Here is a 20,080-nt window from a genome sequence, read left to right as displayed (position 1 = left end):
GATCAGCGCAACAGGTCCAGCGACCGTTGCAGCTCGTCTGCATTCAGCGGTCGTGCCACCAGCGAGTTGATGCCAGTGCGCTCGGTGTCGCGCCTGAGCCGCCGCCGGCTCCACCACGGCGAAAGCGGTCCCGCGTGTTCGCTGAGGCCCATGGTGAGGGCTTGTGGATTGCGCTGTGCAAACAGCCGGGCCAGCGACCAGACGTCGATGTGGTGGTCATCCAGATTGAAGACACCGCAGCCATAGTGCTGGCGCCCGATCAGACCCAACGCCAGCTCGGTGTTTTGTGCCACGTCAATGTCCAGCACACCCACGAGCGCCAACCGGGCACGAAATACCGCCTCTTCCTGGGGCTGAGGCCCCACCAACAGCGCTCGCAGGTGCGGCGCATCGGGTGGCGTCTCCAGCGGGGCAGGAGAAGTGACATCCAGATCCAGAAAGCCGGAATCGACCTGCCTCGCCGCATACACCGCGTCCAGATCGTTCAATATGCCCGCCCATTGAATCGGCCGGCCCACCACACGCCACGCATGAGCCGGTGCACCGGCTCCCACCCAAATCAGGCGCTGTCCCTTCGGGAGTTCTTTGGCATGGGCCAGCACGGCCTCGGCACTGTCGCCGTCCACCAGCGCAACATGGGCATGCATGGTGGGAGGGTGGGCGCCTGGGGCGCTGAGCGGAATCCATGGCACATAAGACAGTTCGCGCTCTTCGGACAGTCGAAATACGGTGTTGAGTGCATGCCGCTCCACGTCGGAGAAACCCACGACACTGACGTATATCCGCTGCTTGACCATGCCCGCATATTACTGCCACCACATGCTGGCACAGGCATGCCAAGCCCTCCGGTGCGATGCAGCAACGTCGTTTCTTTTATTCCACATGGGCATATATGAACAACCAAAATGTCGTTTGCAATATAAGCGCGCAACTTTAAAGTCGCGCCCATGCCTGAATTCGCCATCATCTTTGCCGGCTTCGCCGTGGGACTCATCGTCGGACTGACCGGCGTGGGCGGCGGTTCGCTGATGACGCCGATCTTGATCTTCTTTTTCGGCGTCAAGCCGTATCTGGCGGTCGGTACCGATCTGCTGTTCGCAGCGTTCACAAAGGCCGGCGGCACGATCAGCCTGGCCAAGCAGCGACTGGTGCCCTGGCGTGTGGTCGGGCAGCTTTGTGCCGGCAGCATCCCGGCGGCCCTGATCACCTTGGCGGTGTTGCACCGCGTAGGCCCGGCCAACCCCCAGGTGCAGTCGGTCATGACACATACCCTGGGCATCGCGCTGCTGCTGACCGCCGCCGCCATGCTCTACAAGGCCGCCCGCGGCAAGCAGTTGCCGCGCACACTGCCCGAAGGTCAGCTGGAGGGCGCCACGCACGCCCGTCACTGGAGCCTGCCGGTATTGTTTGGCGCTGTCATTGGCACGCTGGTCACGCTCACCTCGGTGGGGGCCGGTGCCATCGGCGTCTCGGTGCTGCTGATCCTGTTCCCGTTGCTGCCGCTGCCGCGCATCGTGGCGGCCGACATCGCCTACGCCGTGCCGCTCACGCTGGTGGCCGGCCTGGGCCACGCCAGCCTCGGCTCGGTGGACTGGCCGTTGCTGGCCAACCTGCTGGCCGGTTCGCTGCCCGGCATCTGGCTCGGCACGCGCCTGATGCGCCACACGCCCGAGCGCCTGGTGCGTTCGGTGCTCTCGCTGCTGCTGGCCTACGCCGGCACCAAGCTGATCGCCTTCTGATATCCCTATCCCACGAAGCACCCCACTCCGTTATGTACCAGTATTCCGACTTTGACCGCCAGTTCGTGCAGCAGCGCGCTGCCCAGTTCCGCGACCAGCTCGAACGCGCAGAAGCGGGCACGCTCGGCGGCGACGAATTCAAGCCCCTGCGACTGCAAAACGGCTGGTACATCCAGCGCTTTGCCCCCATGCTGCGCGTGGCTGTGCCCTACGGCGAAATCTCCAGCGCCCAGTTGCGCGTGCTGGCCAAGATCGCCCGCGACCACGACCACAAAGAGGAGCACGACGTGTCCAAGGCCAACGCGGCGCTGGCCGACGTGCCCACCCTGCCTGATCGCTGCGGTCACTTCACCACGCGCCAGAACGTGCAGTACAACTGGATTCCGCTGCACCGCGCGGCCGACGTGATGGACCTGCTCGCCAGCGTCAACATGCACGGCATCCAGACCAGCGGCAACTGCATCCGCAACATCACCACCGACGCGCTCGCCGGCATCGCGGTGGACGAAGTCGCCGACCCGCGCCCCTTCGCGGAAATCATGCGCCAGTGGAGCACGCTGCACCCCGAGTTCGCCTTCCTGCCGCGCAAGTTCAAGATCGCCATCACCGGTGCGCGCGAAGACCGCGCCGCCACGCCGTGGCACGACGTCGGCCTGCGCCTGCTGCGCAACGTGGACGGCGACCTGGGCTTCCAGGTGCGCGTGGGCGGCGGCATGGGCCGCACACCGATCATCGGCACGGTGATCCGCGAGTTCCTGCCCTGGAACCAGATCCTCAACTACCTCGAAGCCGTGGTGCGCGCCTACAACCGCTTCGGCCGCCGCGACAACATCTACAAGGCCCGCATCAAGATCCTCGTGAAGGCCGAGGGCCAGGCCTTCACCGACCAGGTGGAAGCCGAGTACGCCGACATCATCGAAAAGGACGGCGCGCCCCACACCATCACCCAAGCCGAGCTCGACCGCGTGAGCGCCTTCTTCGTGCCGCCTGCGCTGAACTGCGACCGCAAGAGCGCCGACGCCAAGATCGCCCACATCCTCAAGGCCGCGGCCGAAGACGACGTGGAGTTCAGCCGCTGGCTCACGCAGAACGTGAAGCCGCACCAGAACCCGGACCTGCGCGCCGTCACGCTGTCGTTCAAGCGCCTGGGCGCTGCCCCTGGCGATGCGAGCGCCGAGCAGCTGGAGCGCGCCGCCGACCTGGCCGACCGTTTCTCGGCCGGCGAAGCCCGCGTCACGCACGAACAAAACCTGCTGCTGCCATGGGTCAGCTGCGACCAGTTGCCCGAGCTGTGGCGCGAAGCGCGCCGCCTCGGTCTGGCCAAGCCCAACATCGGCCTTCTGAGCGACATGATCGCCTGCCCCGGTGGCGATTTCTGCGACCTGGCCAACGCCCGCTCGCTGCCGATCGCGCAGGCCCTGCTGGCGCGCTACCAGGACCTGGATGAACTGCACGACCTGGGCGAGATCGACCTGCACATCAGCGGCTGCATCAACAGCTGCGGCCACCACCACAGCGGCCACATCGGCATCCTCGGCGTCGACAAGGACGGCCAGGAGTGGTACCAGGTCACCCTCGGTGGCTCCGACGGCACGCGCCTCTCGGGCGAAGCCGTGCCGGGCAAGGTGATCGGTCCGTCTTTCGCCGCCAACGAAATGACGGACGTGATCGAAGCCCTGCTCACCACCTACCGCGCAGAGCGCCAGATGGCCGAAACCTTCGTCCAGACCGTTAAGCGAGTCGGCATCGACCCCTTCAAGACCGCCGCCAACGCGGTGCGCGTGGCCACCGCCCGCACACCCGTCGCCGCCTGAGCCCAGCATCCGAGACCCGCATGAAACCCACGCTCCAACTCTTCAAGGCCGAGACCTTTGTGGCTGAAGCAGCCGGCACCCTGACGCTGGCCAACGATGCCGATCCGCGAGAAGCCTCGCTCGAAGGCATCACCACCGTTGTGCTGCAGTTCCCCAAGTTCACCGACGGTCGGGCCTTCAGCCAGGCCTTCCTGCTGCGCCGCCGACTGGGCTTCGTGGGCGACATCCGCGCCACCGGCGACGTGCTGATCGACCAGTTGACGCAGATGCAACGCAGCGGCTTCAGCCAAGCCGTGTTGCGCGACGACCAGAACATCGAACACGGCCGCAAACTGCTGGCCCACTACCCCGCCTTCTACCAGGGCGATGCGGTGGACACGCAACCGCACTTTGCCGTAGCAGCCTAACGAGCAGATAACATGAATCCCAACGACCTCGCACAAGTCAACGCCGAACTCGGCCGCAACGCCCCCGGACTGGTGAACTGGGCCCTCGGCCTGGACCAGACGTCCATCGTCACCACCAACTTCCGCCCCTTCGAGGCCGTGATCCTGCATCTGGTGACCCAGGTCAGGCCAGACGTGCCGGTGATCTGGATGGACAACGGCTACAACACCGAAGCCACCTACCGCTTCGCCGACGAAGTCACCCGGCAGCTCAAGCTGAACCTGCAGATCTACCTGCCGCGCCGCTCGCGTGCGCACCGCGAGGCCGTGGAAGGCGCCACGCCGGCGCTGGACGATCCGCGCCACGCTGCCTTCACCGAAGAGGTCAAGCTCGAGCCCTTTGCCCGCGCCCTGCGCGAGACGGCGCCCAAGGTCTGGTTCACCGCATTGCGGGCCACCGACACCGCCGTGCGCGCCCAGATGGACCCGGTGAGCATCAACCCCGACGGCCTGATCAAGGTCGCGCCGCTGCTGCACTGGTCGTCCAAAGAGCTGTACCAGTACTGCGAGATGCACGGCCTGCCCAACAATTTCGACTACGTAGACCCGACCAAGGGCGAAGACAACCGCGAGTGCGGCCTGCACCTGGCCCACTGATCAGGACACAAGACCCACCATGAACGCACGCACCGAACCCGAAGTGATCCAGACCGCCCTGCAGGCCGCCGCCGGCCACCACCTGAGCAACGCCCACCTGGACGCGCTCGAAGAAGAAACCATCTTCATCCTGCGCGAAGTGGCCGCGGCTTTCGAGCGCCCCACCCTGCTGTTCTCGGGTGGCAAGGACTCACTGGTGATGCTGCGCTGCGCCGAAAAAGCCTTTGGCGTCGGCCGCATCCCCTACCCGCTGCTGATGATCGACACCGGCCACAACTTCCCCGAAGTGACCGACTTCCGTGACCGCCGCGCCACCGAACTGCAGGCCGAGCTGATCGTGCGCAACGTCGAAGACTCGATGAAGCGCGGCACCGTGCGCCTGGCCCACCCGGGTGAAAGCCGCAACGTGCACCAGTCCGTCACGTTGCTCGAAGCCATTGAAGAGTTCCGCTTCGACGCGCTGATCGGCGGCGCCCGCCGCGACGAAGAAAAGGCCCGCGCCAAGGAGCGCATCTTTTCCCACCGCGACAGCTTCGGCCAGTGGCAGCCCAAGGCCCAGCGCCCCGAGCTCTGGACGCTCTTCAACACGCGCCTGGCCCCGGGCGAACACTTCCGCGTGTTCCCCATCAGCAACTGGACCGAACTGGACGTGTGGCAATACATCGAGCGCGAAAACATCGCCCTGCCCTCGATCTACTACACCCACCAACGCGAGGTGGTGGACCGCCGCGGCCTGCTGGTGCCCGTGACCGAGCTGACCCCGCCGAAAGACGGCGAAACGGTGCAGGTGCGCGACGTGCGCTTCCGCACCGTGGGCGACATCACCTGCACCTGTCCGGTGGAGAGCCTGGCCGCGACGGCCGCCGACATCGTCATCGAGACATTGGCCGCCGACGTGAGCGAACGGGGCGCGACGCGCATGGACGACAAGACTTCGGACGCTTCGATGGAGAAGCGGAAGAAAGATGGGTATTTCTGACGCCCCCCGCGCCGCGCCTAAGGGCGCGTCACCCCCCAGGGGGCGGCGCTGGCGGCCCGGCGAAGCCGGTTCCGCGGCGCCCTTGGATGGGGACACCTGCTCCGGCCACCTCTTTGATTTTGTGATTGACTGACATGAACACCACTTCCACCGTTCGGGCTGAGCCTGTCGAAGCCCTCGCACAAGACACCCGCCCAGCCTTGAAGTTCATCACCTGCGGCTCCGTCGATGACGGCAAGAGCACGCTGATCGGCCGCCTGCTGGTAGACAGCAAAGCCGTGTTGCAGGACCACCTGGCTGGCGTGCAGCGCCAGGGCGAGACCGATCTCGCGCTGCTGACCGACGGTCTGTCGGCCGAGCGTGAGCAGGGCATCACCATCGATGTCGCCTACCGGTACTTCAACACCGAAACCCGCAAGTTCATCATCGGCGACGCGCCGGGTCATGAGCAGTACACACGCAACATGGTGACCGCCGCCTCCGCGGCTGATGCGGCCGTGGTGCTGGTCGATGCCACCAAACTCGACTGGCAAGACGCCGGCTTGAAGCTGCTGGTGCAGACCCGCCGCCATTCGCTGCTGCTCAAGCTGCTGCGCGTGCCGTCCATCGTGTTCGCGGTCAACAAGCTCGACGCCGTGGCCGACAGCGCGCTCGCGTTCGCCCACATCAGTGCCGCGCTCGCCGCGTTCGCGGCCGAGGCCGACATCACCGTCACGGCCACCGTGCCGGTATCGGCGCTCAAAGGCTGGAACGTGGTGGACGCCGCGGTCGACGCCGCCTGGTGCGGCTACAGCGGCCCCACGCTGCTGGAGATTCTGGAGCACCTGCCGGTGACGGCGGCCGACACCGCGCTGCCGTTTGCGTTCCCGGTGCAGTGGGTGGAGAAGTTCTCTTCGTCTTCCGACACCAGCCAGGGACGCCGCGTCTTCTGGGGCCGTGTGGCCACTGGCGGCGTGATCCCCGGCCAGCAGATCAAGGTCATGCCCAGCGGGCAGACCGCGACCGTGGCCCAGGTGCTCGACCATGCGCGCCATCCGAAGAACGTGTTGGCTGGCCACAGCGCCGGCATCGTGCTGGACCGCGAGGTCGATGTGTCGCGCGGCGACTGGCTGCTTGCCGCCGACGGCGAAGGCGCCGCGCTCGAAGCCAGCCGTGAGATCCGCGCCACCGTGGCCTGGATGGACGACGAAACACTGGTCGCAGGCCGCGTGTACTGGGCGTTGCACGGGCACCGCTGGGTCAAGGCCAAGGTCAAGCGCATCGTGCACAAGCTCGACATCAACACCCTGGCCGAAGAAGACGCCACCCAGCTGGAACCCAACGCCATCGGCCACATCGAGCTGACGCTGCAAGAGCCACTGGCCACGCTGCCTTACGCACAATCGCGCGCGCTGGGCTCGTTGGTGCTGGTCGACACCGCCAGCCACAAAACCTCGGGCGCGGTCCTCGTGAACGGATGAAGGTCGGGCTCTGTCGGCCGGCTCGTCTCGTTAACTTATGTCAAGGCCAGGGCTTAGGCCCTGCCTTACCCTCTGGAAACCCTAAAATCCAGGGTCTTCCCGAATTTCACCTCTCACCATGACCCACGTCGTCACCGAATCCTGCATCCGCTGTAAATACACCGACTGTGTCGATGTCTGTCCCGTCGACTGTTTCCGCGAAGGTCCCAATTTCCTGACCATCGACCCCGACGAATGCATCGACTGCGCGGTCTGCATCCCTGAGTGTCCGGTGAGCGCGATTTACGCCGAAGAGGATTTGCCCAAGGACCAGCTGCACATGACGGCCCTCAACGCCGACCTGGCCAAACTGCCCAACTGGAAAAGCATCACCAAGCGCAAAGACGCGCTGCCCGACGCCGACGACTGGAAAGACCGCACCGGCAAATTGCCTGAACTGAAGCGCTGAACATGGCGCTGTCCCCGGTCGTGGCTTCGCCAGACCCTGCGAACGTGACGGCCGGCCTCATTGAGACCGATGCCGTTATCGTCGGCGCCGGACCGGTGGGTTTGTTCCAGGTGTTCGAACTGGGTTTGCTGGAGATCAAGGCACATGTCATCGACGCGCTGCCCTACACGGGAGGCCAGCCGGTCGAGCTGTACCCCGACAAACCGATCTACGACATCCCGGCGATACCCGTGTGCACGGGCCAGGAGCTGACCGACGCCCTGCTCAAACAAATTGCTCCCTTCGGCGCCACCTTCCATCTGGGCCAAGAGGTGAGCACGGTCCAACGGCAGGACGATGGCCGCTTCTATGTGGAAACCGCGAAGGGCACACGTTTCCTCACCAAGACCCTCTTCATCGCCGCCGGCGTCGGCGCCTTCCAGCCGCGCACGCTCAAGGTCGACGGACTCGATCGTTTCGAAGGCTCCCAACTGTTCTACTCCGTCAAGAACCCAGCCGACTTCGCAGGCAAGAACCTGGTGATCGTTGGCGGCGGCGACTCGGCCATTGACTGGGCACTGAACTTCGTGGCCGACGGCCCGAACAAGGCCGAGAGCGTCATCCTGATCCACCGACGCGATGGGTTCAAGGCCGCGCCGGCCAACGTGGCCCGGATGCGCGAACGGTGCGAACAGCTGGAGATGCAGTTCGTCGTCGGCCAGGTCACGGGCCATGAAGAACACAACGACCAGCTGACCGGCATCAGGGTCACGGGCGCCGACGGAGTGACCCGGCTCGTGCCACTCGACATGTTGCTGGTGTTTTTTGGCCTGTCCCCCAAGCTCGGCCCTATCGCAGATTGGGGACTGGACATCGAGCGCAAGCAGGTGGTGGTCGATACCGAGAAGTTCTCGACCAGCATCCCTGGCATCTTTGCCGTGGGCGACATCAACACCTACCCCGGCAAGAAGAAGCTCATTCTCTCGGGCTTCCATGAGTGCGCGCTCGCCGCCTACGGCGCGATGCCCATCATCTTTCCCGAAAAGAAAGTGTTCCTGCAGTACACGACCACCAGCCCCAAGTTGCACAAGGTGCTGGGCGTGGCGTCTCCAGTGTTCGACTGACGCCCTCATCTCGCGGGCTCCGCGGCGCTCACGCAACAGATCGGCTCGACCGCCTGGGCAAGGTTCATCAGACCAACAGACTGGCACCAGCCAACCCCAGAAAGCAAAAAAGTCAGCAGGCGCTAACCTGCTGACTCTCGTGTTTGTTGGCTCCCCGACCTGGACTCGAACCAGGGACCTGCGGATTAACAGTCCGTCGCTCTACCAACTGAGCTATCAGGGAACAGCCTCAAATTATAGTGCGGTTTTGAGGTCTTTTGAAAGACGCGGTGCATTTCCTCGAAATTTCTTGGCGCGGCAACTGCGGCTGACTCACACCCGCTCGATGATCAGCGCGATGCCCTGCCCGACCCCAATGCACATGGTGCACAGCGCGTAGCGCCCGCCGGTGGCGTGCAGCCGGTTCACCGCGGTGGTGGCCAAGCGTGCGCCGCTGGCGCCCAGCGGGTGACCCAGCGCGATGGCGCCGCCCCAGGCGTTGACGCGCGCGTCGTCGTCTTGCAGGCCCAACTGCCGCAGTACCGCCAGGCCTTGCGCGGCGAAGGCTTCGTTGAGTTCGATCACGTCGAGCTGTTCGAGCCTGAGGCCGGTGAGCGCCAGCACCTTCTGTGTGGCCGGTGCCGGGCCCATGCCCATGATGCGCGGCGCCACACCGGCCGTGGCCATGCCGACGATGCGGGCCTTGGGCGTCAGTCCGTTCTTCGCCGCCATGGTTTCGTCGGCCAGCAGCAGCGCACAGGCACCGTCGTTCACGCCGCTGGCGTTGCCCGCCGTCACCGTGCCGTCGGGGCGCACCACGCCTTTGAGCTTGGCCAGCGTTTCCAGGCTGGTCTCGCGCGGGTGTTCGTCGGTGTCCACGATGACCGGATCGCCCTTCTTCTGCGGGATGCTCACCGGGCAGATCTCGCGCGCCAGGTGACCGGCTTTGATGGCCGCCACGGCTTTCATCTGGCTGGCCAGGGCCATGCGGTCCTGCGCTTCGCGCTCGATCCCGTAGTCGGTCGCCACGTTTTCGGCCGTCTCGGGCATGGAGTCCACGCCGTACTTTTCTTTCATCAGCTTGTTGACGAAGCGCCAGCCGATGGTGGTGTCGTGGACCGCGTTGTTGCGGCTGAAAGCGCTTTCCGCCTTGGGCATCACGAAAGGCGCGCGGCTCATGCTTTCCACGCCGCCGGCAATCATCAACCCCGCTTCACCTGCCTTGATGGCCCGGGCGGCCGTTCCCACAGCGTCCAGGCCGGAGCCACACAGGCGGTTGATGGTGGCGCCGGGCACGTCCAGCGGCAAACCAGCGAGCAGGCTGCTCATGCGCGCGACGTTGCGGTTGTCTTCACCGGCCTGGTTGGCGCAGCCGAAGAGCACGTCGGTGATGGCGGCCCAGTCGACGTTCGGGTTGCGCGCCATCAGGGCGCGCAAGGGGATGGCGCCCAGATCGTCGGTGCGCACGCTGCTGAGCGCGCCGCCGTAGCGGCCGAAGGGGGTGCGGATCGCGTCGCAGATGAAGGCTTGGGTCATGGGGTGTTTCACGAAATCGGGTTGAACAGGTGGGTCGGCAATTCAGCGAGCGTCATGCCCGCTGCCGTCTGAGCCAAGGGCTGATGCGGTAGCGTTCCCCGCGGTAATGCACGTCCAGCGCCTCCAGCACCTGCATGACGCCCGCAACGCTCCAGCGCGCCAGCCACTCGAACGGCCCGGCCGGGTAGTTGACGCCGAGCTTCATCGCGGCATCGGCGCCGTCGGGGGTGCACACGCCTTGTTGCGCGGCGTCTGCGGCCTCGTTGATCAGCATGGCAATCGTGCGCGCCACCACCAGCCCGGGCGCATCGGCCAGGCACGGGCGCAAAGCCGAGCGCGGCGAGCCAGGCCGGGGCCTGCTGGCCCCAGGCGGCGCTGGCCAGGGCCGCCACCGCATAAGCAAGCGCACCGCCGGTCGCCGCTGGCCACAGCATTGGGCGGTCGAACACCGCCACGTCGGCAACCCCTTCACGGGCTGCGATCTCACCCGCGGTGCGGCCGTCCGTGAGCACGAGCCGGGCGCCGCCAATGTCCAGGCCCACCCAGGCGCTCTGCCGCTGGCGCGAGGGTACGGCGTCGCCGCACAAGCCGCCCTGGGCGACGATCTCTTCCAGCCGGTCGGCGATCTCGCCGTCGCCGTGCACGGTGACGGGTCCCACTGCCAGCGGCGCCTCGTGCACGGTTGCGGGCAACGCCGGTGTGCCCTCGGGGTAGGTGTAGAAACCGCGCCCGCTCTTGCGGCCCAGCAGGCCACCGTCCACCAGCTCGCGCTGGACCAGCGACGGCACGTAGCGCTTGTCGCCGAAGTTGGCCTCAAAGACCGAGTTCGTGACCGCGAAGTTGGTGTCGTGGCCGATCAGGTCCATCAGCTCACAAGGCCCCATGCGAAATCCCGCCGCCTTCAGGCAGGCGTCCAGGCGCTGCGGCGTCGCCGCCTGCTCCTGCAGCAGGGCCAGGGTCTCGGCGTAATACGGCCGCGCGATGCGGTTGACGATGAAACCAGGCGTGCTGCGCGCATGCACCGGCACCTTGCCCCAGGCCACGCTCAGCGCTTCGATGGCCTGGGCCACCGCCGCATCGGTCTGCAGCCCGGACACCACCTCGACCAGCTTCATCTGCGGCACAGGGTTGAAGAAATGCATGCCCACGAAACGCTCGGGCCGTTGCAGGCCATTGGCGATGGCGGTGACGGAGATCGACGAGGTGTTGCTCGCCAGGATGGCGGCTTCACCGACCACCGACTCCAGTTGCCGGAACAGGCCGCGCTTGGCATCGAGGTTTTCGACGATGGCCTCGACCACCAGCGCGGCGCTCGCGGCCGCGTCCAACGCATCGATAGGTTCGATGCGCGCCAGGGTGGCCGCCGCGGCCTCGGCGGCGATCTTGCCCTTGGCCACCAGGCCGTCGAGCGTCGCTGTGAGCTTCGACTTGGCCTGCGCCGCGGCGCCCTCGCGCATGTCGAACAGGAACACCGGGTGACCCACCTGGGCCGCCACCTGCGCAATGCCGGCACCCATGATGCCGGCGCCGACGACCAGCACCGGCGCGTTGTTGAGAGAGGTCATGCTGCGCTCGGAATCCATGGGGTGGGTCGTTTGGCGAGGAAGGCGGCGAAGCCCTCGCGCGCCTCGTCGGTGCCGCGCACGCGGCTGATGGTCTGCGCGGTCAGCTCGCGCGCTTCGGGCGTGATCGGCCCGACCTGCAACTGGGCAAACAGCTGCTTGATCTCGGCTTGCGCGTGGGGGCCACCGGCCAGCAATTCCTGGACGGTTGCGTCCACCGCGGCGTCCAGCGCCTCCAGCGGCACCACCTGCTGCACCAGCCCGATGGCCAGCGCTTTCGTGGCATCGATGCGCGTGGTGGTGAGGGCCAGCCACTTCGCCTGGCGCTTACCCACCGCGTTGGTCACATAAGGCCCGATCACGGCCGGCAGGATGCCGAACTTGGCCTCGCTGACGGAGAAGCTGGCGTTGTCGGCGGCCACCGCGACATCACACGCGCAGGTCAGGCCGACGCCCCCGCCGAGCGCTGCGCCCTGCACCCGCGCCACCGTGGGTTTGGTGCAGGCTTCGATGCGCGCCAGCATGCCGGCAAAGCAGCGCGCGTCGGCCAGGTTCCATTCGTGGCTCGCAGCGCTGGCGCGTTGCATCCACTGCAGATCAGCCCCCGCGCTGAAGTGTTTGCCATCGCCCGCCAACACGATCACGCGCACCGAAGAATCGGCCTCCAGCTCGGTGAACGCGGTGTCGAGTTCACCGATCATGGCCTCGTCGAAGGCATTGAAAACCGCCGGGCGCGACATGGTGACCTGGGCCACGCCAGGGGCGCGCCGTGAGACGACCAAGGTGTCAAAAATGCTCATGTCCATCGGTCCGTTCGTCTGTAGGTTTCGGGGTGCAAGCGCCCTTCTCGCTTGAGCGCCGCTCCGGCATTGAAATATGCATCATAATGCTTGTTTTTTAACAAGATCAAGCATTTCAATGCATTAATCAACCTGGAATGCCAAGTAAGGCGCCAACCACACCTTCAGTTAATGCAACATACTGCTTGACAGCTCACCTCATTTCGATAGTCTTGCCGAGCTGCACAACAGTGCATGCCCCACGAACCACCAGGAGACTCCCGTGAACCCCGACGCATTCAAGACCCTGCTGCAAGACGTGACGCGCCAGATCGGCGACCGTGCGCTCGACACCCCGCTACAGGCATGGCTGAACCATGAACTGGGCGCCGACTCGCCCACCTACCGCCAGCTCAAGGCCGCGTGTGAGCAAGGGGCGGCCGAAGGCTGGCTCTGCCAGCGTGAGGGGGGCGGCCTCAAGTACGGGCGGATATTCAAACCCGACGATGCCCTGCACCGCTTTTCGGTGGACGTGGTGGACATGAACACCCTCGCCGGCCCACACCATGCCCACCCGCTGGGTGAAATCGATCTGATCATGCCGCTGGACGACACGGCCACTTTCGACGGCCGCGGCGCAGGCTGGCTGGTCTATGGCCCGGGCTCGGCGCATTCGCCCACCGTGGCAGGCGGTCGCGCCCTGGTTCTGTACCTGCTGCCCGAAGGCCGCATCGAATTCACCCAGTGAGGCCCAGCTCAGGCTGCACCGGCTGCCATGGTCCGTGGTTGCTCTGTGCGCCATCGCACCGACGCGAGCAGATCACTCCTACATTCTGGAACTTTTCGCGGTAGAGGCTTGGTTTGAGGTGCACCCGTACCCGAGCGCTCACCTGTGGTGCCACGTTCTTGCAAGCTTCGGAGCTCACAGACTCCATGAACACCAAGTCCACTCACGCCTCTGCACCCGACAGCACATGTGACCTGCTTCAAACGGGTGTCTCTGGCCTGGACGATGTCTTGGGTGGCGGACTCACCCGGGGTCGGCTCTATCTGGTGGAAGGAAGCCCAGGAACGGGGAAAACCACCATCGCGATGCAGTATCTGATGGAGGGCGTGCGCCAGGGTGAGCGCGTGCTGTACGTCACCCTGTCGGAAACCGAGGAAGAGCTGCAGGGCTTGGCGAAATCGCATGATTGGGACCTCAGTGGCATTGAGGTTCGAGAAATGCTCCCGTCCCCGGATTCCCTGTTGCCCGATGAGCAATACACCCTTTTTCATCCGTCCGAGGTGGAACTGGGCGAAGCCTCGCTGCGCATCCTGGCCGATGTCGACCGTGTCAAACCGAGCCGGGTGGTCTTTGATTCATTGTCTGAGTTGCGGCTTCTCGCGGGCAATTCGCTGCGCTACCGTCGTCAAATCCTGGCGTTCAAACAGTTCTTTTCCCGGCGCAACTGCACGGCGCTGATGCTGGACGACATGACGGCGCTGGAGCGTGACCTTCAGGTCCAAAGCATCGCCCACTCGGTGCTCAGCCTGGAGCACATCACGCCCGACTTTGGTGACTCTCGGCGGCGGCTCATCGTCCTCAAATTCCGGGGCAAACAGTTTCGGGGCGGGTATCACGACTACCGGATCGCGCACGGCGGGTTCATGGTCTTCCCCCGCCTCGTCGCAACAGAGCACACAGACGTGGTCGACCAGGCGAACCTGCTCAGCGGTGTGAAAGATCTCGACGACCTGCTCGGCGGGGGCTTGCATCGGGGCTCCAGCACGCTGTTGATGGGCGCCCCTGGCACCGGAAAGTCCACGGTCGCGATGCAATTTGCGCTCGCCGCGGCGGACCGGGGTGAGTGCGCGGCGCTGTTCGTGTTTGATGAAAGCGTTGCCACCATGCGCACCCGCACCGACGGGATGGGCATGCCCATGTCGAAGCACATCGAATCGGGCCACCTCCGGATTCGCCAGGTGGATCCCGCCGAGCTCTCGCCCGGGGAATTGGTTCATGAGATTCGGCAGGCCGTCACGGCGCACCATGCCAAGGTGGTGGTGATCGACAGCCTGAATGGTTACCTGAATGCCATGCCCGATGAACGCTATTTGATCGTGCAATTGCATGAACTTCTGACCTTCCTCGGCCATTCGGGGGTGGCGACCATCTTGATTGGCGCTCAGCACGGCATTTTTGGCGTGCAGATGGCCGTGCCCGTGGACGCCAGTTACCTCGCCGATACCGTGGTGCTCCTGCGCCACTTTGAGGTCGAAGGCGAGGTGCGACAGGCGATTTCGGTCATGAAGAAGCGCGGGGGCCGGCATGAGCGCAGCATCCGCAGCATCCGCATGGGTGCCAACGGCATTTCAATGGGGCCTCCCTTGCGGCAGTTTCGTGGTGTTCTCACCGGCGTGCCCGTTTCCCTGGGAGGCGCGGACGCCGGTCCGGAGGCACGGTCCACGTCATGAACAGAACGCCCGTGCTGGCCAACGAGCTGCGCGTGCTGCTCAAGTTGGTCACGGCAAAAGACACGGCCATCGTGCTCCCGCTGCTCGCTCGCTCGGGCATCGCGGCCCTGGCCTGCTCAGATGCGGCGTCGATGGCCAAAGAGATTTCGGGGGGCGCCGGCGCCGTGGTCATCGCGGAAGAAGCGATCGATGGCCAGGGTATTGAACCTGTTCTGTCGTGTTTGCAGTCCCAGCCGCCGTGGTCCGATCTGCCCGTCATCGTCGTCGCCCGCTCGGGCCTGGACTCACCGGCGATCACCGGGGCCATCGGAACCTTGGGCAACGTGACCGTTCTCGAGCGGCCGATGCGGGTCACCACCTTGGTGAGCACGGTGCGTTCGGCCCTGGTGGCTCGAAAGCGCCAATACCAACTGCGCTCCACGCTGGACGGATTGCGCGAGGCGGATCAACGGAAAACCGAGTTCCTCGCCACGCTGGCGCACGAGCTGCGAAACCCGCTGGCACCGTTGCGCACCGCCCTGACCATCGTGTCGAAACAGCAGTTGGAACCGGACAAGCTGCAGGCGCTGTACGCCATGATGGACCGGCAGGTCACCCACATGGTCCGTCTCATCGACGACCTGATGGAGGTGTCCCGCATCAGCCGCGGCAAGATCACGCTTCGGACCGCCGCCATTGCCGTGGACAGCGTGCTGCGGGACGCCGTCGAGGTGAACAGACCGCTGCTCGCTGACGCCAGCCAGCAACTGGTCCTGGATCTCCCTGAAGAGCCATGCCATGTGCGGGGCGACGCCGTTCGTCTGACCCAGGTGTTTGCCAACCTCCTCAACAACGCTTCGAAGTTCACCCCTTCTGAGGGACACATCCGCGTTTCGATGCGCTCGGATGAAAAGATCGTGCGGGTGCAGGTGACCGACACCGGAATCGGCATCCCTGAAGACATGCTGGAGGCCGTGTTCGGCATGTTCGTGCAAATCCATAGCAGCTTGCGTGGTGCGCAAGGGGGACTGGGCGTCGGCCTGACACTGGCTCGCAGCCTCGTCGAGCTGCATGGCGGCCGCATCAGCGTCACCAGCCCTGGCCCCCATGCGGGCACCACGGTGACCGTCGAACTGCCCAGGGTGGCGGCACCGGTCAACCCCCACACGTCGGACGCATCCACCGAGGAAGGCAACGTCGGCGAAGGTCACCAGATTCTGGTGGTGGACGACAACCGGGATGCGGCCGACTCTCTGGCACAGCTGTTTGCCGCCCTGGGGGCGAAGGTGTCGGTGGCGTACGGCGGGGAAGAGGCGCTGAGTGCCATGGCGGCGGCGCTTCCATCGATCGCCTTCATCGACATCGGCATGCCGGTCATGGACGGCTATGAGCTTGCCGCGCGCATCCGTGCCAGCGCCAGCTTTTCCGGTGTGGTGCTGGTCGCCTTGACCGGATGGGGCCAGGCCACCGACAGGGAGCGCATCTTGAATTCAGGCTTCGACCACCACCTCATCAAGCCGGCAGACGTTCAACAGCTGATTCGGCTGTTGCAGTCCATCCACTAGCCTCCTTTTCGGGGGACTCCTGCGTCACCAGCCGGCACATGGCTTGCCACGTGTTGTTCGCCCCCTTCGGGCGATCCGTTCAAACGATTCAAGGAGTGTTCCCATGAGAGTTCAAACCCTGCGATGCGCCACGTTGGTGCTGGCCCTGATGTTCGGTGGCCCCGCGTTTGCCGACAAGCTTGCCGAAGGCGATCAAGAGTTTCTGGAGCAAGCCGCCCAGAACGGGCTTGCCGAACAATCGGCCAGCCGACTGGCCCTGACCAAAGCCCGTGACCAACGGGTGCGCGACTTTGCCCAGCGCATGGTCGACGAACACGCACGCGTGGACACAGAACTGCAAACGCTCGCCAGGTCGAAAGACTACACACCACCCAAAGAACCTTCCATGCTGCAGAAGGGCAAGGAACTGCTCATCGCCAACCTGGGCGACGAAAGCTTCGACCGGCGGTATGTCAGCCAGATGGGCGTCGAGGCGCATGAGAGCAATGTGCGCCTGTTCGAAGCAGCGGCCCGCGAGGCACGCGATCCAGATGTGAAGGCCTTCGCTACGAAGCACCTTCCGGCGCTGCGCGACCACCTGGAGACAGCGCGCACACTCATGGAAACGGTCAATCCGGCCCGTACCATCGAAGGCAAACGCTGACCAGCTTAGGCCCGCGCTGTGCCACCGGCACGGTGCAAGGTGAGGACGTCCGCGTCCATTGACAGCGCGATGACCACGTCATCGCCGTTTCAGGCGATGGCGTTCGTATGCCCCCTATAGGGCGTCCAGCCGCTTGCAGCCCTTCGCTGCAAGTGACTAAGATGACGGCGTTTTTCCCCATCGGGGCAAGGATTCCGGCACCAACAAGACGTTTCTGGGAGGGCCTTTGGTCGCGCAACTTACCTTGCAACATCGCCCTGGCGGTGGCTGCGGTCAACCACCGGCATCGGCCTCTTGCGCCTCCGCCTCTTCCCAGCAGCACCCTGGGAACGCACTGACCCGCAGGTCGCTTCTGTTGTCCAGCCTGGTGACGCTGACCGTGTGGCCGAGAAGAGCCCTGGCCGGCACCGATTTCAACAGCACCGACAAGGGCCTGGCCGCCTACCTGCACAAGCTCATGGGGTACATCGAATGGCCGTCCGTGGCGTTCGCGGATGCGGGTTCCCCGATCACGGTGGGCGTGGTGGGCGCCCCCGACATGCACGAATCACTGACACGGTTGCTCTCGGGGCGACCCGTCCAGGGACGCGCTGTCGAGGTGCAAGCGCTCAGGTGGACCGATGACCTGTCGAACATCCACCTGCTCTATGTCGGTGCCGCCGCCTGGGCCGGGCGCGCGCAGTGGATGGGAGAACCCCGCGAGCGCCCACCGGTGATCGTGACCGATGCACCCGGCGGGGTGGACCAGGGTGCGACCATCGGTTTTGTGTCCGGGGAGCGGGTGCGCATCGAAGCCTCCTTGCCCGCTGCGGACGGCGCGGGTGTGAAGCTGAGTTCCCGCTTGCTGGCGATGGCCGTGCGCGTGGTGGAGAGGCGCCATTGAAATCGACCTCGTTGCGTGAACAGATCGTGCGCGCGGCCATGCAGACCACCGCGGTCGCCATGCTTTTGAGCGCTGGGGCGCTGTTCCTCTATGAGTGGGTGTCCAACCGCCAGGCCTGGGTGGCCGATCTGCGCACGCAGGCCGGCCTGTTGGCTGGCGCGTCGGTGGCCGCGCTCGAATTCGACGACCCGAAGGCTGCGCGCGAAAACCTCGGCTTGCTGAAGTCGCAACCCCGCATCGAGTGGGCGGCACTGTACGACGCCAGGGGTGCCCTGTTCGCGGCCCATGCCGGGCCCGACACCGTGATCGATGCCCGACGCACCGCGGGCGCCAACCCGCTCGAAGCCCGCTTTCGCGGTTCGACCTTGGAAATTGCTTTCCCGATCGAGCGCGACGGCGAACGTCTGGGCACGCTGTACCTGTCCGCCCGGCACGACATCTGGTCACGCATGCTGGTGTTTGGCGCCATCCTGATCATCCTGGGCGGCCTTAGCCTGGCGGTTGCGTTCTATTTTTTCGGACGCCTTCAACGCCGCATTGCGGCGCCGCTGGAGAAGATGACGCAGGTGGCGCAGGAAGTGATCTCCAGCCACAACTGGGCACTCAGGGCGCCCGACACCGGCTACCGCGACGTGGGTCTGCTGGTCGAGGCCTTCAACAGACTGCTGTCGGAATGCCAGACCCGCACGTCTGAACTCGAACAAGAGATGGAGTCAAGACGAGGCGTCGAGCACGAGCTGCGCAAAGCAGACCATCTGAAAGACGTGTTCCTGGCCACCCTCGCGCACGAGTTGCGCAATCCGCTGGCCCCCATGACCAGCGCGGTCGCATTGCTGCAGATGGCCAAGGCCACACCGGACACGCGGGCCAAGGCGGTGGTGGTCCTCGACCGCCAACTCAAACACATGGTTCGTCTCATCAATGATCTGCTCGATGCCTCGCGCGTCGCCACGGGCAAGCTCTCCCTGGACCTCCATCTCGTGGATGTCGGCGATCTCCTGGCCACCGCGGTCGAAGGCATGCAAGCCATGGCCGAACAACAGGGCGTGAGATTGACGCTGCAGCCGCCTGACGAAACGCTGCATGTGAACGGCGACGCCATCCGGCTGACCCAGGTGTTCTCCAACCTGCTCAACAACGCCTGCCGCTACACGCCGCCCGGCGGACAGGTGAATGTGTCGATCAAGGGTGACTGCGCCTCGGTGCTGGTCACGGTTCAGGACACGGGCATCGGGGTGGCACCCGAGATGCAGGCGCGCATCTTCGAGTTGTTCGAACAAGCCGACAAATCGCTTGAGCGCGGCAACGTGGGCCTGGGTGTGGGGCTCACCTTGTCCCGCCAGATCGTTGAACTGCACCAAGGCCAGGTCACCATGACGAGCGAAGGGCGCGGCCGAGGCTCGAGTTTCATGGTGCAACTGCCCCGGCTCCACGGTCGCATGGCAGAGGACCTCCATGCGGATGGGAACGAAGAACGGCATCTTCGCCAACTGCGCATCCTCGTCGCAGACGACAACGTGGATCTGGCAGAAAGTTTTGCAGAAATTCTGCGCGCCAGTGGCCACACGGTGAATGTGGTGTACGACGGAGAGGCGGCACTTCACTGTGCACTCGACACCCTCCCCGACATCGCTCTGCTGGACATCGGCATGCCCAAATGTGATGGTTACGAGGTGGCTCGGCGGTTGCGGAATGCCACGGCCACCCGCCATATTCACCTGGTGGCCATTTCGGGATGGGGTCAGGCGAGCGACAAGAAGGCGTCCTCGCTCGCTGGCTTCGATCACCACTTGGTCAAGCCGGTGGAACCCCGAGAGTTGGCCAGAAACCTGTTGGAATTGTTTGAAGAATTCGCCGCTTCAAGGCCAGCCGAGCTCCGGTAGAACCCGCCTGGCCTTAGCCGTCTTTGCGGCAAGATGTTCACGCTGCAGTTGCCATTGCACGTCAGCACATCAGCGGTAGATGTCCGCTCCCCGGGCACTGCGCCAGTGGTTTTCAAGATGGGTGGCATCTTCGTCATTGCGCGGGTTGACCCCCATCAGGATGCCTCCTTCGCGAATGCCCTCCTCGTATTTCTGGATGCGTTCCTCGGGAATGCCCCAGCCCACCAG

General features: G+C 65.0%; 17 protein-coding genes, 1 tRNA gene and 1 pseudogene. 14 read left to right on the top strand and 5 right to left on the bottom strand.

What is annotated here, in order from left to right; all coding sequences use genetic code 11:
- Positions 1 to 2: 2 nt before the first annotated feature.
- Positions 3 to 767 (bottom strand): hypothetical protein, encoded by a 765-nt coding sequence (locus B0E41_RS01695; protein WP_171984635.1) that lies wholly within the window; start codon positions 765 to 767, stop codon positions 3 to 5.
- Between the two features lie 180 nt (positions 768 to 947).
- On the opposite strand from B0E41_RS01695, the gene B0E41_RS01690 reads away from it, so the two are divergent.
- From B0E41_RS01690 to B0E41_RS01655, 8 genes are all read left to right on the top strand, one after another.
- Positions 948 to 1,739: a sulfite exporter TauE/SafE family protein gene (locus B0E41_RS01690; protein WP_077328154.1), complete on the top strand. Its 792-nt coding sequence runs from the start codon at positions 948 to 950 to the stop codon at positions 1,737 to 1,739.
- 32 nt (positions 1,740 to 1,771) lie between these two features.
- Positions 1,772 to 3,553, top strand: coding sequence for a nitrite/sulfite reductase (locus tag B0E41_RS01685; RefSeq protein WP_077328151.1), 1,782 nt, complete (start codon positions 1,772 to 1,774; stop codon positions 3,551 to 3,553).
- Positions 3,554 to 3,573: 20 nt separating this feature from the next.
- On the top strand, positions 3,574 to 3,960 hold the full coding sequence (locus tag B0E41_RS01680) for a DUF934 domain-containing protein (protein WP_077328149.1): 387 nt from the start codon (positions 3,574 to 3,576) through the stop codon (positions 3,958 to 3,960).
- A 12-nt stretch (positions 3,961 to 3,972) separates the two neighbouring features.
- Positions 3,973 to 4,596 carry a phosphoadenosine phosphosulfate reductase family protein gene (locus tag B0E41_RS01675; protein WP_077328147.1) on the top strand — a complete coding sequence of 208 codons (624 nt, stop codon included), beginning with the start codon at positions 3,973 to 3,975 and terminating at the stop codon, positions 4,594 to 4,596.
- 19 nt (positions 4,597 to 4,615) lie between these two features.
- Complete coding sequence (gene cysD, locus B0E41_RS01670) at positions 4,616 to 5,575, top strand: sulfate adenylyltransferase subunit CysD (RefSeq protein ID WP_077328144.1); 960 nt, start codon at positions 4,616 to 4,618, stop codon at positions 5,573 to 5,575.
- Between the two features lie 134 nt (positions 5,576 to 5,709).
- Positions 5,710 to 7,035 carry a GTP-binding protein gene (locus B0E41_RS01665; protein WP_077328142.1) on the top strand — a complete coding sequence of 442 codons (1,326 nt, stop codon included), beginning with the start codon at positions 5,710 to 5,712 and terminating at the stop codon, positions 7,033 to 7,035.
- A 118-nt stretch (positions 7,036 to 7,153) separates the two neighbouring features.
- Entirely contained in the window at positions 7,154 to 7,483 is a 330-nt protein-coding gene (fdxA, locus tag B0E41_RS01660) for a ferredoxin FdxA (RefSeq protein WP_077328140.1), read from the top strand.
- Between the two features lie 2 nt (positions 7,484 to 7,485).
- Entirely contained in the window at positions 7,486 to 8,586 is a 1,101-nt protein-coding gene (locus B0E41_RS01655) for an NAD(P)/FAD-dependent oxidoreductase (protein WP_077328138.1), read from the top strand.
- A gap of 147 nt (positions 8,587 to 8,733) precedes the next feature.
- Here the strand turns inward: B0E41_RS01655 and B0E41_RS01650 are convergent.
- The 4 genes and pseudogenes from B0E41_RS01650 to B0E41_RS01635 form a co-directional block, all read right to left on the bottom strand.
- Positions 8,734 to 8,809 (bottom strand) — tRNA-Asn (locus B0E41_RS01650).
- Positions 8,810 to 8,898: 89 nt separating this feature from the next.
- Positions 8,899 to 10,101 carry a 3-oxoadipyl-CoA thiolase gene (pcaF, locus tag B0E41_RS01645; protein WP_077328136.1) on the bottom strand — a complete coding sequence of 401 codons (1,203 nt, stop codon included), beginning with the start codon at positions 10,099 to 10,101 and terminating at the stop codon, positions 8,899 to 8,901.
- Positions 10,102 to 10,153: 52 nt separating this feature from the next.
- Positions 10,154 to 11,666: pseudogene (locus tag B0E41_RS01640) on the bottom strand (3-hydroxyacyl-CoA dehydrogenase).
- Entirely contained in the window at positions 11,663 to 12,463 is an 801-nt protein-coding gene (locus B0E41_RS01635) for an enoyl-CoA hydratase-related protein (RefSeq protein ID WP_077328193.1), read from the bottom strand. Before B0E41_RS01635 ends, B0E41_RS01640 begins: the two are co-directional and overlap by 4 nt.
- A gap of 262 nt (positions 12,464 to 12,725) precedes the next feature.
- On the opposite strand from B0E41_RS01635, the gene B0E41_RS01630 reads away from it, so the two are divergent.
- From B0E41_RS01630 to B0E41_RS01605, 6 genes are all read left to right on the top strand, one after another.
- Positions 12,726 to 13,190, top strand: coding sequence for a DUF4863 family protein (locus B0E41_RS01630; RefSeq protein ID WP_077328134.1), 465 nt, complete (start codon positions 12,726 to 12,728; stop codon positions 13,188 to 13,190).
- Positions 13,191 to 13,375: 185 nt separating this feature from the next.
- The gene (locus B0E41_RS01625) at positions 13,376 to 14,899 is read left to right on the top strand and encodes an ATPase domain-containing protein (protein ID WP_077328132.1); all 1,524 of its coding nucleotides are present in this window, start codon (positions 13,376 to 13,378) and stop codon (positions 14,897 to 14,899) included.
- An 11-nt stretch (positions 14,900 to 14,910) separates the two neighbouring features.
- Positions 14,911 to 16,443 (top strand): ATP-binding protein, encoded by a 1,533-nt coding sequence (locus tag B0E41_RS01620; RefSeq protein WP_253194535.1) that lies wholly within the window; start codon positions 14,911 to 14,913, stop codon positions 16,441 to 16,443.
- 103 nt (positions 16,444 to 16,546) lie between these two features.
- Positions 16,547 to 17,086: a DUF4142 domain-containing protein gene (locus B0E41_RS01615; RefSeq protein WP_143433613.1), complete on the top strand. Its 540-nt coding sequence runs from the start codon at positions 16,547 to 16,549 to the stop codon at positions 17,084 to 17,086.
- Positions 17,087 to 17,441: 355 nt separating this feature from the next.
- Positions 17,442 to 17,969 carry a YfiR family protein gene (locus B0E41_RS01610; RefSeq protein ID WP_077328128.1) on the top strand — a complete coding sequence of 176 codons (528 nt, stop codon included), beginning with the start codon at positions 17,442 to 17,444 and terminating at the stop codon, positions 17,967 to 17,969.
- A complete protein-coding gene (locus B0E41_RS01605) occupies positions 17,966 to 19,852 on the top strand; it encodes an ATP-binding protein (RefSeq protein ID WP_077328126.1) in 1,887 nt (628 codons plus the stop codon). Before B0E41_RS01610 ends, B0E41_RS01605 begins: the two co-directional genes overlap by 4 nt.
- The last annotated feature ends 228 nt before the right edge of the window (positions 19,853 to 20,080 follow it).

It is taken from the genome of Hydrogenophaga sp. A37 (assembly GCF_002001205.1).
GTDB lineage: Bacteria > Pseudomonadota > Gammaproteobacteria > Burkholderiales > Burkholderiaceae_C > Hydrogenophaga.
The sequence above is the reverse complement of the archived record's forward strand: the minus strand, read 5'-3'. Positions and strand labels throughout refer to the sequence as shown.